At 38.6% G+C, this 13822-nt stretch carries 14 protein-coding genes; 6 read left to right on the top strand and 8 right to left on the bottom strand.

Annotated features, from left to right (window positions below):
* Positions 1 to 41: 41 nt before the first annotated feature.
* The 3 genes from FAR12_RS11210 to liaF are packed head-to-tail and all read right to left on the bottom strand — an operon-like array spanning position 42 to position 2624.
* Positions 42 to 680, bottom strand: a complete 639-nt coding sequence (locus tag FAR12_RS11210) for a response regulator transcription factor (protein WP_126408757.1) — start codon at positions 678 to 680, stop codon at positions 42 to 44.
* Positions 681 to 683: 3 nt separating this feature from the next.
* Positions 684 to 1724, bottom strand: a complete 1041-nt coding sequence (locus FAR12_RS11205; protein ID WP_126408756.1) for a sensor histidine kinase — start codon at positions 1722 to 1724, stop codon at positions 684 to 686.
* 9 nt (positions 1725 to 1733) lie between these two features.
* A complete protein-coding gene (gene liaF / locus FAR12_RS11200; protein ID WP_246010374.1) occupies positions 1734 to 2624 on the bottom strand; it encodes a cell wall-active antibiotics response protein LiaF in 891 nt (296 codons plus the stop codon).
* 110 nt (positions 2625 to 2734) lie between these two features.
* Here liaF and FAR12_RS11195 point away from each other — a divergent pair, with 110 nt between their 5' ends.
* The 4 genes from FAR12_RS11195 to FAR12_RS11180 all read left to right on the top strand — a co-directional run bounded on the left by FAR12_RS11195 (position 2735) and on the right by FAR12_RS11180 (position 7568).
* A complete protein-coding gene (locus FAR12_RS11195; protein WP_126408754.1) occupies positions 2735 to 4129 on the top strand; it encodes a hypothetical protein in 1395 nt (464 codons plus the stop codon).
* 168 nt (positions 4130 to 4297) lie between these two features.
* Complete coding sequence (locus FAR12_RS11190; protein ID WP_126408753.1) at positions 4298 to 5341, top strand: lactonase family protein; 1044 nt, start codon at positions 4298 to 4300, stop codon at positions 5339 to 5341.
* A 448-nt stretch (positions 5342 to 5789) separates the two neighbouring features.
* Positions 5790 to 6983: a M20 family metallopeptidase gene (locus FAR12_RS11185; RefSeq protein ID WP_126408752.1), complete on the top strand. Its 1194-nt coding sequence runs from the start codon at positions 5790 to 5792 to the stop codon at positions 6981 to 6983.
* Positions 6984 to 7088: 105 nt separating this feature from the next.
* Positions 7089 to 7568: an NUDIX domain-containing protein gene (locus FAR12_RS11180; RefSeq protein WP_126408751.1), complete on the top strand. Its 480-nt coding sequence runs from the start codon at positions 7089 to 7091 to the stop codon at positions 7566 to 7568.
* 70 nt (positions 7569 to 7638) lie between these two features.
* Here the strand turns inward: FAR12_RS11180 and FAR12_RS11175 are convergent, their stop codons facing one another.
* The 4 genes from FAR12_RS11175 to FAR12_RS11160 all read right to left on the bottom strand — a co-directional run bounded on the left by FAR12_RS11175 (position 7639) and on the right by FAR12_RS11160 (position 11141).
* Positions 7639 to 8364, bottom strand: coding sequence for an EcsC family protein (locus tag FAR12_RS11175; protein ID WP_126408750.1), 726 nt, complete (start codon positions 8362 to 8364; stop codon positions 7639 to 7641).
* A 76-nt stretch (positions 8365 to 8440) separates the two neighbouring features.
* Positions 8441 to 9067: a DedA family protein gene (locus tag FAR12_RS11170; protein WP_126408749.1), complete on the bottom strand. Its 627-nt coding sequence runs from the start codon at positions 9065 to 9067 to the stop codon at positions 8441 to 8443.
* 129 nt (positions 9068 to 9196) lie between these two features.
* A complete protein-coding gene (locus tag FAR12_RS11165) occupies positions 9197 to 10408 on the bottom strand; it encodes an ABC transporter permease (protein WP_126408748.1) in 1212 nt (403 codons plus the stop codon).
* A complete protein-coding gene (locus FAR12_RS11160) occupies positions 10401 to 11141 on the bottom strand; it encodes an ABC transporter ATP-binding protein (protein WP_126408747.1) in 741 nt (246 codons plus the stop codon). Before FAR12_RS11160 ends, FAR12_RS11165 begins: the two co-directional genes overlap by 8 nt.
* Before the next feature lie 533 nt (positions 11142 to 11674).
* On the opposite strand from FAR12_RS11160, the gene FAR12_RS11155 reads away from it, so the two are divergent.
* Positions 11675 to 12094: an HIT family protein gene (locus FAR12_RS11155; RefSeq protein WP_126408746.1), complete on the top strand. Its 420-nt coding sequence runs from the start codon at positions 11675 to 11677 to the stop codon at positions 12092 to 12094.
* A 100-nt stretch (positions 12095 to 12194) separates the two neighbouring features.
* Here the strand turns inward: FAR12_RS11155 and FAR12_RS11150 are convergent, their stop codons facing one another.
* Complete coding sequence (locus FAR12_RS11150; protein ID WP_126408745.1) at positions 12195 to 12497, bottom strand: hypothetical protein; 303 nt, start codon at positions 12495 to 12497, stop codon at positions 12195 to 12197.
* A 159-nt stretch (positions 12498 to 12656) separates the two neighbouring features.
* On the opposite strand from FAR12_RS11150, the gene serC reads away from it, so the two are divergent.
* Complete coding sequence (gene serC, locus FAR12_RS11145) at positions 12657 to 13736, top strand: 3-phosphoserine/phosphohydroxythreonine transaminase (protein ID WP_126408744.1); 1080 nt, start codon at positions 12657 to 12659, stop codon at positions 13734 to 13736.
* Positions 13737 to 13822 lie beyond the last annotated feature (86 nt).

The following is a 13822-nucleotide window of genomic DNA, read 5'->3' as shown; positions in this document are numbered from 1 at the left end:
ATCTCTGGCACAAATAGAAAAAGCACTCGCGTTGAGTGCTGTTATGACCGGTTCTGGACCAGTCCATTCCTATTTGCATATACCGCTGCTTGCGTTCGATCAGTAACATCGAGTTTGCTTAAAATATTGCTCACATGGGTCTTAACTGTCTTTATCCCAATAAAAAGTTCTTCACTTATTTGTTGATTCGTCATACCTTCCCCGATACACAGGAGCACTTCCATTTCTCGTTCGGTTAATTCGTCATGGGGCTTCTTCTCTTGAGGACGGAATCGCTTCATCATTCGATTCGCTACCTTTGGCTCAATTACAGTTTCACCCGCAACAGCCTTGTGGATTGCTTTTACCACTTCTTCTGCAGTGGCTGTTTTAAGCATATAGCTAAAAGCCCCTGCTTCAATCGCCGGAAACACCTGCTCATCGTCATAAAAACTGGTGATGATGATGATTTTACATTCTGGGTACTCTTTTAAAATTTCTTTAGTCGCATCAATACCGGTTCCATTCTCCATCAGTAAATCCATTAATACAACCTCTGGTCTCTTTTCAAGAACGAGTGATACAGCCCTATTTCCGCTATTTGCTTCCCCAACGATTTCAATTTCAGGTTCGGTAATTAAATACGAAATAATCCCTTTTCTAACCATCTCATGATCATCAACAACAGCAACACGAACCAAGCCTCATACCTCCCTCACAAATGGTACTCGAATATCAATATATGTACCTTCCTTTTCTTTGGAACGAATCTTAAAAACGCCCCCTAGCTCCTCACATCTTTCTCGCATTGTTTTCAAACCGTAAGACACGATTCTTTCTGTATTTGGATTGAAGCCTTTGCCGTTATCGCCAATAAAGAGATAAATATAGTTTTCTTTCTCGGTAAGCGTCATCGTAATTTTTGAAGCCTCAGCATGGCGCAAAATATTCGAAAGAGCTTCTTGAATAATACGAAACAAATGCTCTTCTGTTGCCTTTGATATATGTTCAATTTCATCAATACTGGCCTGAAAATCTAAATTTGTTTTTCCCTTAAGCTCTTGTAAAAGTTTAATGACTCCATCACAAAGATTATCATCGCTTAGCTGTATCGGACGTAAATGAAGGAGCAATGCCCGCATTTCTCCTTGGGCATTAGCAGCAATTTTTGAAATTTCCTCAAGTTGTGATTTCGCCTTCTCTTGGTCCGTATCAAATAATCTTAAAGTTGCAGACGACATCATACTTAACGCAAACAATTGTTGACTTACAACATCATGTAAGTCCCTAGCTAATCTTTGCCTCTCTTCCATTACAACAGCTGTATGAGCCGACTGGGCTAAGGACGTTTTTGTATCTGCTAATCTTTGCAGGGAGCTACTTTGTTCTTGAATATAGTTTCCAAGTTGATTTAGTTCTTCAGCGATTAGACCGATTTCATCCCTTTCATTGATTTTGAGCTTTTCAGAAATATTGCCACTTCTTAATGTAGAAATATAGAGTAGGACATCCGTTAATCTTCCTTTTAAAAGCTGGCTCCCCTTTATCCCAAAATATCCTCCGACAAACAAAAAAATGATGAGTGCCGATATGGATAACCAAAAGGTCATTTTTATATCAAGAATGGTAGAGTCATTATTAAATAGATAAATTTGCAAACCGACGAAAAGAATTAATGTACCGATAAAAGCCATCATAATAAAGCTTTGAATAAACCAACCCCGAATACCAAATAATTTTTTCATAAATAACTCCTATACCTTATCAATTCGAATCGATCCGATTTTCAAGTCTATGATAATATTCAACTTCCTAGTGGCTTCTTCATAGCCTAGCGTCTTATAATCTAAAATTCGATTAAATGAGTCTGTCTTTTGATCAAAAATACGAATATCCCCTACACTGATCTTTGAGTGAATTTTGACCGGTATATCTTCCGGAATGATCATCTTCACATCGCCTATCCACCCACGAACCACGACTGGCGTCTCTTTCTCTGGGATAAATGCTTTACTAAAGTCAATATAGTAATCCCCAACTGAGTTCGATAATTCGAGTGGTTCCAACGCCCAGTTGCTATCTTTGAAACTTATATCGCCAATGGATAAACTACTACCTTTTCTATGTCCCTTATATTCCTCGTCCTGTTCTATATCCAATCCTGTTTTGGAACGATCTCTTGTAATGTGAATCTTAATTGTTTTCTTCTGAAACAGCATCGAAAGGGCCATTAGTATAATAATCGCTGGCCACAGCTTCCAGATGTCCCAAAAACCAAACGAAATGTAATTCAGGCGATCGAGTACGAGCATTGTTGCAAATAGCATTAAGAAAAAACTAAAAGATATTGAATCTTTCCTTCTGCTAAAGAGCCTTTTAAAAAACATGCTGATTCCTATAAATAACAGCAAAAATGGATAAAAAACGACAAAAAGCTCTTTTATTTCCAAGGAAATGACACCGATATTTATAAGTAAAAGAACAACTCCTACCGCTAATAAAAATAATGCAAATAAAATTTGATTGATGGATCGAGACTTCATGGCAATTCCCTTTCTTTCTATTCCTAGTTTTCTATATTCGATATAAAACGATAATCCCCTTTTAAAATATAGTTTACTTTTTGTTTTCCATTTCTTAAACAACCTTAAGAGTGTTTTCATCTCCGTCTACAGACGGAGAAGTCGTCACACACCATTTTTACATTTTCACATACTCTGTAAAAAATGGGTTATCGCCCAAAGGGGGAAGGAAAATGGGCGTTGAGTTAGCAGCGCTTCATTGGATTTACGTTCTATTTATTCTTTTCATCATTGGCTTCATGATTTTCAAAAGAGATACCACTCTCGTTTGTATAGTCGGAATCTTTCTCATTGCCATCACAGCAACTGGATCCTTAACTGCTTCTGTCAGCAGTATTTTTACAAGCTTTATCTATGCGATCACCGAGCTCTTACCTACTATTCTTGTAATCTCCATTATTGTCGCCATGAGTAAAACCCTGACTTCTACCGGTATTAACGACGTCATGATCTCTCCATTTGCCAAAATGATTCGCACCCCTGCTTTAGCCTATTGGACAATTGGGATATTAATGATGGTAATATCCTGGTTCTTCTGGCCATCCCCAGCGGTTGCTTTGTTAGGTGCTGTCTTGTTACCTGTAGCTGTGAGAGTAGGGTTACCCGCTCTTGGCGTTGCCATGGCTATGAACTTATTTGGACACGGAATCGCCCTGTCCGGAGACTTCATTATCCAAGCAGCACCTAAGCTAACAGCAGACGCTGCAGGACTTCCTGTTAGTGACGTCGTAAGTGCAAGCATTCCCCTCGTTATCGTCATGGGTGTAGTGACAACGATCGCTGCTTTCTTTTTCCTAAAAAGAGATATGAAGCTCGGGAAACTTGTGGTTTCAACTACAATCCAAGATTCAAATGAAAATCTCGATACCAAACCTTCACTCCTATCAAGGACCCAACAACGACTCCTAGCCATACTTGTCCCTATCCTATTTGTATTAGATGTTGTTGGCATGTTTGTTCTAGATTTATCAGGCGGGGATGCGACTGCCCTTGTCGGTGGCACAGCAATCTTCATTCTGATTGTCATTACCTTAATGAGCCATAAAAACAAAGGACTTGAAAAAACAACGAATTATTTAATAGAAGGTTTTCAATTTGGCTTCAAAGTATTTGGTCCCGTTATCCCCATAGCTGCCTTCTTTTACTTAGGCGACTCGGGCTTTACAACGATAATTGGTGAATATTTACCAAAAGATTCTCTCGGAATCGTCAATGATTTAGGGGTTGCCCTTGCATCTGTAGTACCTTTAAGCAAAGAAATTGGAGCCATTACCTTAACAGCTGTTGGAGCCATTACCGGTTTAGACGGTTCAGGATTTTCTGGTATTTCTTTAGCTGGTTCAATAGCCAATTTATTCGCCCACTCGATCGGAGCTGGTGCTGAAACATTAACAGCACTAGGGCAAATCGCTGCCATATGGGTCGGCGGGGGAACTTTGGTTCCTTGGGCGTTGATCCCAGCAGCTGCAATTTGTAATGTAGACCCATTTGAACTGGCACGAAAAAATTTGCTTCCTGTTACGATAGGTTTGATTGTTACTACTATTGTTGCGATGTTCTTAATTTAATAATGACCCCTGTTGAAAATGTCCAGATGCTCTGGGCACTTTTTGTTACCCCTTCCATTAAATGATTTAGTATAATGCATATGTAATAATGTTTTTTTGAAAGACATGTTGGTTTTGGAATAGGTAACAATACTTAAGACTAAATTTTTTAGTATCGGAGGAATTAGGATGACGAAATACACCGGCTATGTTGGAACCTATACAAAAGGTGAAAGCAAGGGAATCTATTCTTTTGTTTTAGATACGGATGCAGCAAAGTTAATCGAAGTGAAAGTAGCGGCCGAGCTCGAAAACCCTACATACTTAACGATTAGTGAAGATAATCGTTTTCTTTATTCTGTTGTAAAAACTGGAGATTTAGGCGGTGTTTCAGCTTATAAATTAAATGCTGAAACAGGACAATTATCTCTTTTAAACACTCAAGCTTCTGCAGGCTCTCCCCCATGTCATGTAAGCGTTGGCAGTGATAACAAGAATATTTTTTCAGCAAACTATCACAAAGGAACGGTTGAATCCTATTTAACGGATACGGATGGCTCACTACTTCCACCTGTATCTGTTATTGAACACAAAGGTTCCGGTCCAGATTCACGACAAGAAAAGTCTCATATGCATTATTCAGCTTTTACACCTGATGAAAAATATATGGTTGCTGTTGATTTAGGAAGCGATCTTATCTACACATACGACGTTTCTAACGGCGTTTTAACAGAAAAACAAAGGCTTTCTGTAAAACCAGGTAGCGGGCCACGTCATCTTGTTTTTCATCCTACATTAAAAATTGCATATGTCATGACAGAATTCAGTTCTGAAGTGATTGTTCTAAGCTACAACGAAAATGATGGTAGCTTCACAGAGCTACAGGTAATTTCTACACTTCCAAGCGACTTTACAGAAAACAATCAAGGAAGTGCCATCCATATTTCGACTGATGGAAAGTTCATTTACGCCGGAAACAGAGGACATAACAGTATTGCTGTGTTTGCTGTGAATTTGGACAACGGTGAGCTTTCATTTGTAGAGCGTACATCGACTGAAGGAAACTGGCCACGGGATTTTGCTCTAGACCCATCTGAAAAATTCATCGTAGCATCCAATCAGGAGTCAAGTAATCTCGTTCTCTTCTCCCGAGACAAAGCTACTGGCAAATTAACAGTGCTGCAATCGGACATTGTAGTACCTGATCCAGTTTGTGTGAAGTTTATTAAGTAAAAAAAGGTGCAAAATGGACCGATTACTTTGATTTTCGGTCCATATTCATTTGTTGCAACATTATTTTTGAGTTCTACCATTTTTGACTGACAGCTATAGCTATGTGCACCTTCATCCTGTCAATCATATGATCTTTCACTGACAGCTTTTCCTTCTCTTTGAGTCATCTTGTCAATCAAATGATCTTTCGTTGACAACTATTCCTCTTCTTCGCTTCATCTTGTCAATCAAATGATCTTTCATTGACAACTATTCCTCTTCTTCGCTTCATCTTGTCAGTCAAACTAGTTTTCATTGACAACTATTGTCTGATTCAAATACTTCTTGTCATTCAAAACCAACTTCCCAAGAACTTCCCCTTCATTTTGATGAAAAAACTTAGATTATCGAATTATTTCTGTTATAATTATCAAAATAAATAAAAAACTTTTACAAAGGAGAGTTGAGAATGATTGATCAACTATTTACAAAGCTAGAGTCTTATTATGAGGAAATGGTTTCAATTAGAAGATATTTGCATCAGCATCCAGAACTATCCTTTCAAGAAGTCAATACTGCCAACTATATAAAAACCTTTTATGAAAATTTAGGTATTGAAGTAAAAGGAAATGTTGGTGGAAATGGTGTGGTTGCTAAGATTTATGGTGCGAAACCTGGAAAAACAATTGCACTTCGAGCCGACTTCGATGCCCTTCCAATTCAAGAAGAAAACGATGTTCCCTACAAATCTCTTAATCCAGGTGTCATGCACGCATGTGGACATGATGGACATACCGCCACATTGTTAGTTCTTGCTAAGGCATTACATGAGATTAAGGATGAACTTGAAGGTACATATGTAATGATTCATCAGCATGCGGAAGAATATGCACCAGGTGGAGCTATCGCCATGATTAAGGATGGTTGTTTAGAAGGTGTCGACGCCATTTTTGGAACTCATTTATGGGCAAGTGAACCAACTGGAAAAATCCAATATCGCAAAGGTCCTATCATGGCAGCAGCAGACCGCTTCGAAATCAATATTCAAGGTCAAGGTGGACACGGGGCTCAGCCGCACAGAACAAAGGATGCTGTCGTGATTGCTTCACAACTCGTCCTCAACCTTCAACAGATTGTCAGTCGTAAAGTGAGTCCTGTTGACTCTGCTGTTGTTTCTGTTGGTTCCTTTGTGGCTGAAAATGCATTTAATGTTATCGCGGATAAAGCAAAGCTTGTAGGTACTGTTCGAACCTTTAATGAAGATGTTCGTTCTTTTATCGAAAATGAGATCGAGAGAATTGTAAAAGGAACATGCCTTGCTGCAGATTGTGAGTATGCTTATGAATTCAACAGAGGCTACCCCGCTGTTGTAAACCATGACGAGGAAACAGAGTTTATTGTTGAATGTGTCAACAGCATTCCAAGCGTAGAAACAGTAGAAGAAGCCGAATTACAAATGGGTGGCGAAGATTTCGCATACTACTTGCAGCATGTGAAAGGTACATTCTTCTTTACTGGAGCAAGACCAGTTGGTGTTCCAGTAGCGTATCCACATCATCACCCTAAGTTTGAAATTGATGAAAAAGCATTGTTAGTTGCTGCGAAAGCATTGGGAGCTGCGGCATTGACATATGAACCGCAAAAAGCTGAGGTTACACTCTAATAAAAACTAAAAATACGAAGAGGATACTTCATTCTAAATAAGAATGTGTATCCTCTTCTTAATCATGTTTTTCCATTATATCTTTGGTTAGAAGGAGAACAATAAATGAAATATCCTATCCGAGTAAGAGCATGTGCGCTCATCATAGAAAATAATTCGATTCTGTTAGTTGAATTTAATGATGAAAGAGGTATACATTACAATTTACCCGCTGGTGGAGTAGAGCCGAATGAATCGGTTATTGAAGCAGTTCATAGAGAAGCAAAGGAAGAAGAATCGATCGATGTGGAGATTGGTCCTCTAGCGTTTGTTTATGAGTATGCCCCTCACTTAAACTCAAACAGATTTGGGTCAACACACTCTTTGCAGTTAATGTTTGATTGCAAAATTAAAGAAGGCTCGATTCCGAAAATGCCACCTAATCCTGACCCAAACCAGATTGGTGTTAAATGGATTAAGTTAGCCGAATTGGACGATATCATGCTTTTCCCAAATATCAAAGAACAAATTGTTAATTACGCAAAAAACAAAAAGAATATCGAGTTCATTGAAGAACAGACTCTAGAAACATATGCAGTTAGATAGAAAAATCAATTTAAGAAGAAAACAAGTGGAGAAAAATATATTCTCCACCTTTTTCTTTGAATATAGAGTGTCAATAAAGCTTCGGAGAACTCCCCAATATCCTTATTCGATAGGCGTTTTTTGCCACTTCCCCTAACTGGTCCAATAAATTATAGTTTGCATATGCGCCAACAACTGCACCGATTCCTGGGACGAGCTGAAGCATTTTGACAAAATCAATATAATCACGATATTCCTGTTGAAACTCTTGCCAATCCATATCGATGATTTCTTTCTTACGCTCCTCCCAATTCTCAATAATTTCTAACGTCTCTCTTCTTTTTTCGTCGCTTGAGAAGGCGAGCTTAAAAACATGGAGAATAAACAGCCGTTCTTCGTATTCTTTCGTATCAAATCCGTAGACAGCTGCCGCCTCAAAAAGAAACTTCATTTTTATCGAAAGTAGAAGTGGAAAGTCTGCTAGCCCTACTAATAAGCCAGCCGCACCAGTCCCTGCTCCTTCAATTGTTGCCGTTTTACGGTATAACGAAATCTTTTGTTCAAGTTCCTTGTCTCTATCTTCCAGACTCATATTCCTAATATCATTCATTTTCGTGGTAAAACTAGAACCTGCAATCGTCATCTTCACCATATTCTTAATGGCATCCGTAATAATCTGATGTGCCTTTTCTGGAATTTTTTCATTTATTTTAACCTGCGCTTTTTTTGATATACGCTGTACTAAATTTGCTCGCTTAAGAAGCTTTCGTTTCCATTGTTGAATTTCCTCGTATGCTTGTAACTCATACTTCGTCATGCCGTCGACATCCTTTTACCATAGTTTATAAATAGCATACGAATCAGAAGCAGGAAATGTTTCAAAAACAACTAATTCACTCTAATTCACCTTGGTGAATCCCTCTTCGGCCTCTCAACCAATTACGCCATTTCAAAAGGAGTAAAATGGCAATGGTACAGCACAAGATGATTAGGATGAAACTAAAAAAATGCTCTATCCAAGTAAAAACGAGCTGCCATTGATTTCCGAATACATAACCAACCCCGATAAATACGGAGACCCACAAAGCTGTCCCAGTATAGGCATATAAAACAAATGTACAAAATGGAACATGAGTTATTCCTGCAAAGTAGCTGTTAATCTGTCTAACACCTGGCAAGAAAAATCCAAAAAGAAGCATCTTTTTCCCGTATTTCTCATAGGCTAATTTTGCTTTCATAAAATGCTTCGGCTTCAAAAAGAACCATTTACCATATTTTTCGATAAGTGGCAGTCCCAACTTGTTTCCTATCCAATATGTAGTGGTGATGCCTAGTATTGTTCCAGAATATGCTGCTGCAAAAGTTGGTAGGAGTTCAAGCACATGTTTATAAGATAAATATCCCGCATATGCTAGTGTCGTGTTTCCAGGAGGAATCGGAAGAGCTATTAGTTCCAATGGCAGACCAAACAGTAACACTAAATATCCATATTGAGCAAACAATCGTTCAACGATATCCATAAGCTCTCCTCATTCCAATACGCCTATTTCGTTTATTTCAGGTGCCTTTATTTTTTGTTAATAATTGGTCCTTATACAAAAAAAGAGTCATGCACCACAGAATCTGAGTGCATGACCTCTTTTACATACCTATGCTTTTAACTTGTTGCGATTATACACAAACACAAATAAATAACTAAAAGCAAAGCCTGCCGCGACGGATACGAGTCCAATTAGCCATTCCGCTTTTAAAAATAATGGAATGCTTAGTAAGAGTGATTGAATGAACAATAAGACCACTAGAACTTTTTTGAATGACTCCCCTTTTAACTCTTCCCTGACAGGATATAGATTCAACCAAATTTTATTCTGATGATGATTCCAGAGCGGAAGTAGTTGAAATCCTGTTAAAAATAAGAACAAGAGCACAAAAAGAATTTGTCCATTGCCAAAGGTAATAAAATACAGAACAAGCATACCAATGACGGTTAAGCGAATGAATAGGCCTAAAAAATCTCCCCCACGTATGAAGGTATGGACAAAGAGATGGGTGTATACCCCTTCTGTCCGATATTTCAAGAAAGAAGAAATCCAATCGAGCCACTTTCTTCTTTTTACCTGATCGCGAAGTTTTGGAACATCTGTAAACATGTTAGCTAGACGATAAAAGGACATCATCCTTCTCTCTTCCTGCTCAATGAGAAATTCCCACTTCAGGCCTCTCTGCTTTGTCTGCGAGTAGTATACCCCATATAGAACAATAAAAATGAGAACCACTGGAATGAAAAACCATACAGCCGCCTCAGAAAATAACAGATAAAGGAACACACCATTCACCAAATAGCGCACGACCGAATCAGACTTATGTACATTGGTGTCCACGTAAAATTGAACTCTCCAACGGATGATCAAGTTCATTATTTTTACGATAGCTAATACGAGTAAAAACGGCAGAAATTTGCTATAGCTCCCATTATGCACATGGGCATACAAAGGCATCAGGACAGCAAGTCCCATAATCAGCAAATACAATTGGACAATAAAGCTTACAACCATTGATCGCTGAAAGTATCCCCCGAGCCGCTCTTCTAAAGGAAGTAAAAAAATCCGATCCGCTTCCATTAGAAATGTGTAAATCGGAGTATATGTGAGCAACAACCCAATTAAAGCAGCCATTATAATTGAAACCGGAAAGCTTTGGCTTAATGTACTAATCCATTCTTGATAGTAAAAGGCTGCAGTTCCTAATAAAAAGACAAGAACAATGACGATATGGCCATTAAAGATATAGCGTAGGTATTTGCTAAGCTCCGTATTTGTTCTTCCAAATCGCTGCTTCCATAGAACCTTTTCATCAAACATAATCTTCTTCCTTTGTTAGCTGAATATACAAATCATCGAGCGTTGCATTCGGCATAGAAAATTGTTCGCGCAATTCATCCAACGTTCCTTTCGCGCGAACTTTTCCTTCGTGCAAGATGACGAAACGGTCACAGTATCGTTCTGCAGTAGCCAGAATATGCGTGGACATTAGAATACCTGCCCCATCTTCTTTCATTTTTTTCATTAAATCGAGGAGCGATTGAATACCAAGTGGGTCAAGACCAACAAACGGTTCATCAACTATGTATAGGTTCGGTTGCACAAGGAAAGCACACATAATCATAACCTTCTGCTTCATTCCTTTTGAAAAATGAGCCGGGAACCATTTCAAACGCTTATTCATCCGGAATTCCTTTAACAGAACTTCCTTTCTCTCTTCGAATGATTTCTTATCTAAACCGTAAGCCATAGCAGTCATAGATAAATGTTCGTCTAATGTTAATTCATCATATAAAATCGGCGTTTCTGGAACAAAGGTAAATTGCTTTCGATAAGCCTCCTTGTTCTCTTGGAACGTTTGTCCATTGATACTGATTTCGCCTTTATGAGGCTCCATTAAACCGATAATATGTTTAATCGTCGTACTTTTCCCAGCACCATTTAAACCGATTAGGCCCACGATTTCATTTTGTTTGACTTCAAATGATACGTCTTTCAAGACAGGATTACGGGTGTAGCCGCCTGTCACATCTTTTATTTGTAGCAAACTCATTCTTAACAACTCCCAACAGTAGTTAGTCCCATTTTAACAAATTGTTCCTTCAAAAAATAGCGATACATATTTCTCTCTTAACCGGACATCATAATATTCGAAGGGGAAACAACCTGATGATAAAAAATCATCTTAAAAATTGAGATGGGGTGTCTATCGCAGGCAATTTCCTTTCAATATAAGCTTCCAACGTTCCTACAAGGGGATGGTTGTTTTGGACTATCAGTTCATTTAACCTAAGATCTGAATCCATTTTAATAAAAAAATGGGGTGTTTACGAAAGACTATCTCACTGCTTTATACGTTGCTGATAACTTATAAAGAATTGGGGATGGTACGCTTGAACTATAGATCGCTTTCTCATTAGATAACATTCATATCAAATGAGGTGTTTATCAAAGAAAGTAACCCGAAAGAACAATGAAGCATTTCCCCTTCAAACGACGGGCGGGATTCCTAGCGGATCCTGCCCTTCTTATTTATATTATCTTTGTGGTAAAATGTAGGAAATAAATAATGAAAGGAGCATAAATATGAGCGATTGTATTTTTTGTAAAATCGTCAATGGAGAAATTCCTTCGGCAAAAGTTTTTGAAAACGAACATGTTGTAGCATTCCTTGATATCAGTCAGGTAACAAAAGGACATACACTCGTTATTCCGAAAATACATAAAGAAAATGTCTATGAATTAACACCTGATATTGCCAAAAATCTTTTTGAGGTCGTTCCAAAGATTGCAAATGCATTAAAAGCTACATACAATCCTGTTGGGCTTAACCTACTGAACAACAACGGAGAAAAAGCAGGACAATCTGTTTTTCATTACCATATGCACTTACTTCCACGCTATGGAGAAGGTGACGGGTTTGGAGCAGTTTGGAAATCCCATCAAAGCGAATACACTCCAGAAGATTATCAAAAAATGGCTAGTGAAATACAAGCGAATCTGTAAGCTAATGGCTGAGGCTGTCCCCTTTTTTTAGGTGGACAGTCTTTCTTTTATTTTGACACAGCTCCTCCGATTGCTCTTGTCGGTCAGATCTAGTTCCTTTTTACACAACTTGGCGAACAATTTTAATTTGTCCGTCAGCTCTGGCTCTTTCCTCTTCATCTTGGCGTACAAACCGAATTTGTCGGTCAGATCCAGCCATTTCTCGCTCACCTTGGCGTACAAACCCATTTTGTCCGTCAGCTCCAGCCATTTCTCGCTCATCTTGGCGTACAAACCCATTTTGGCAGTCAGCTCTAGCCATTTCTCGCTCATCTTGGCGTACAAACCCATTTTGGCGGTCAACTACGACCAATTCTTGCTCACCTTGGCGTACTAACCCATTTTGTCCGTCAGCTCCAGCCATTTCTCAGTCATCTTGGCATGCAAATCCATTTTGTCATTCAAATCGCACCCACCTCTTATTTAGATTTCTTAGACAATTATGAAATTTATCATTTACACTCATTTTGGAATTAAGTAAAATGAATCACATATAAAAAGCGAACTAGTGGAGGTTAGACCAATGACTCGAGCACTCAATTTTAATGCGGGACCAGCTGCACTCCCAGAAGAAGTACTTCTCCAAGCCCAAAAACAATTACTGAATTTTAACGACACAGGAATGTCTGTGATGGAGCTGAGCCACCGTAGCAAAGATTATGAAGAAGTTCATAACGGTGCACAAGCTCAATTACGAAATCTTCTTCAAATTTCCAACGAGTACGAAATCCTCTTTATTCAAGGCGGAGCGAGTCTCCAGTTTTCCATGGTGCCGATGAATCTTTTAACAGAAGGAAAAGTAGGCTCTTATGTACTAACAGGCTCTTGGTCAGAAAAAGCCTTGAAAGAAGCCAAAAAAGTTGGAGCCACTTCCATCCTAGCTTCTACAAAAGAAGAAAACTACAAATCAATTCCTCAATTGAATTTAGACAACTTAGAAGCGAATGCTGCCTATCTTCATGTAACAAGTAACAATACGATTTATGGTACCCAGTGGCAAAGCTATCCAGATGTATCTGTCCCACTAATTGCCGATATGTCTAGCGATATTTTAAGCAAATCATTGAATATCAACCAGTTTGGACTGATTTATGCGGGGGCTCAAAAGAATCTTGGACCATCGGGAGTAACCGTTGTAATCGTAAAAAAGGATCTCCTACACACAACTGTTGATCATTTACCGACTATGCTTAATTATCAGACCTATAGCCAAAATAACTCGCTTTATAATACGCCACCTACATTCGCTATTTATTTGCTTAAACTTACACTCGACTGGGTGGAAAGCCAGGGTGGTATTTCAGCTATTGAACAAAAGAATAATGAAAAAGCAAAAATTCTTTATGGCGTAATAGACGAAAGCAATGGCTTCTATTCTGGTCATGCGAATCAAAATAGTCGCTCCAATATGAATGTTACATTTACCTTACCTAACGAGGAATCTACAAAAGAATTCCTTACTCTTGCAAAAGAAAATGGGTTTGTCGGACTGAATGGTCACCGCTCAGTTGGGGGATGCCGAGCTTCTATTTATAATGCTGTGCCAGTGGAACATGTCATCCAATTAGCTGAGTTCATGAAAAAATATCGCCAAAAGGGTTAATATTCCAAATTCCGAATTTAACTGTACGCCTTTTGTAAATATGCTATAATAGTACCAAGCTTTTCGCCTTAGGCAACGAGTGCACT

This window comes from Bacillus yapensis (assembly GCF_005280205.1).
Classification (GTDB): domain Bacteria; phylum Bacillota; class Bacilli; order Bacillales; family Cytobacillaceae; genus Robertmurraya; species Robertmurraya yapensis.
The sequence above is the reverse complement of the archived record's forward strand: the minus strand, read 5'-3'. Positions and strand labels throughout refer to the sequence as shown.

Excerpts from the sequence above, each read along its gene's own strand:
- FAR12_RS11205 (WP_126408756.1), bottom strand. The coding sequence starts at position 1,724 with ATGAAAAAATTATTTGGTATTCGGGGTTGGTTTATTCAAAGCTTTATT.
- FAR12_RS11195 (WP_126408754.1), top strand. The coding sequence starts at position 2,735 with ATGGGCGTTGAGTTAGCAGCGCTTCATTGGATTTACGTTCTATTTATT.
- FAR12_RS11190 (WP_126408753.1), top strand. The coding sequence starts at position 4,298 with ATGACGAAATACACCGGCTATGTTGGAACCTATACAAAAGGTGAAAGC.
- FAR12_RS11185 (WP_126408752.1), top strand. The coding sequence starts at position 5,790 with ATGATTGATCAACTATTTACAAAGCTAGAGTCTTATTATGAGGAAATG.
- FAR12_RS11180 (WP_126408751.1), top strand. The coding sequence starts at position 7,089 with ATGAAATATCCTATCCGAGTAAGAGCATGTGCGCTCATCATAGAAAAT.
- FAR12_RS11175 (WP_126408750.1), bottom strand. The coding sequence starts at position 8,364 with ATGACGAAGTATGAGTTACAAGCATACGAGGAAATTCAACAATGGAAA.
- FAR12_RS11170 (WP_126408749.1), bottom strand. The coding sequence starts at position 9,067 with ATGGATATCGTTGAACGATTGTTTGCTCAATATGGATATTTAGTGTTA.
- FAR12_RS11165 (WP_126408748.1), bottom strand. The coding sequence starts at position 10,408 with ATGTTTGATGAAAAGGTTCTATGGAAGCAGCGATTTGGAAGAACAAAT.
- FAR12_RS11160 (WP_126408747.1), bottom strand. The coding sequence starts at position 11,141 with ATGAGTTTGCTACAAATAAAAGATGTGACAGGCGGCTACACCCGTAAT.
- FAR12_RS11155 (WP_126408746.1), top strand. The coding sequence starts at position 11,675 with ATGAGCGATTGTATTTTTTGTAAAATCGTCAATGGAGAAATTCCTTCG.
- FAR12_RS11150 (WP_126408745.1), bottom strand. The coding sequence starts at position 12,497 with ATGGCTGGAGCTGACGGACAAAATGGGTTAGTACGCCAAGGTGAGCAA.
- serC (WP_126408744.1), top strand. The coding sequence starts at position 12,657 with ATGACTCGAGCACTCAATTTTAATGCGGGACCAGCTGCACTCCCAGAA.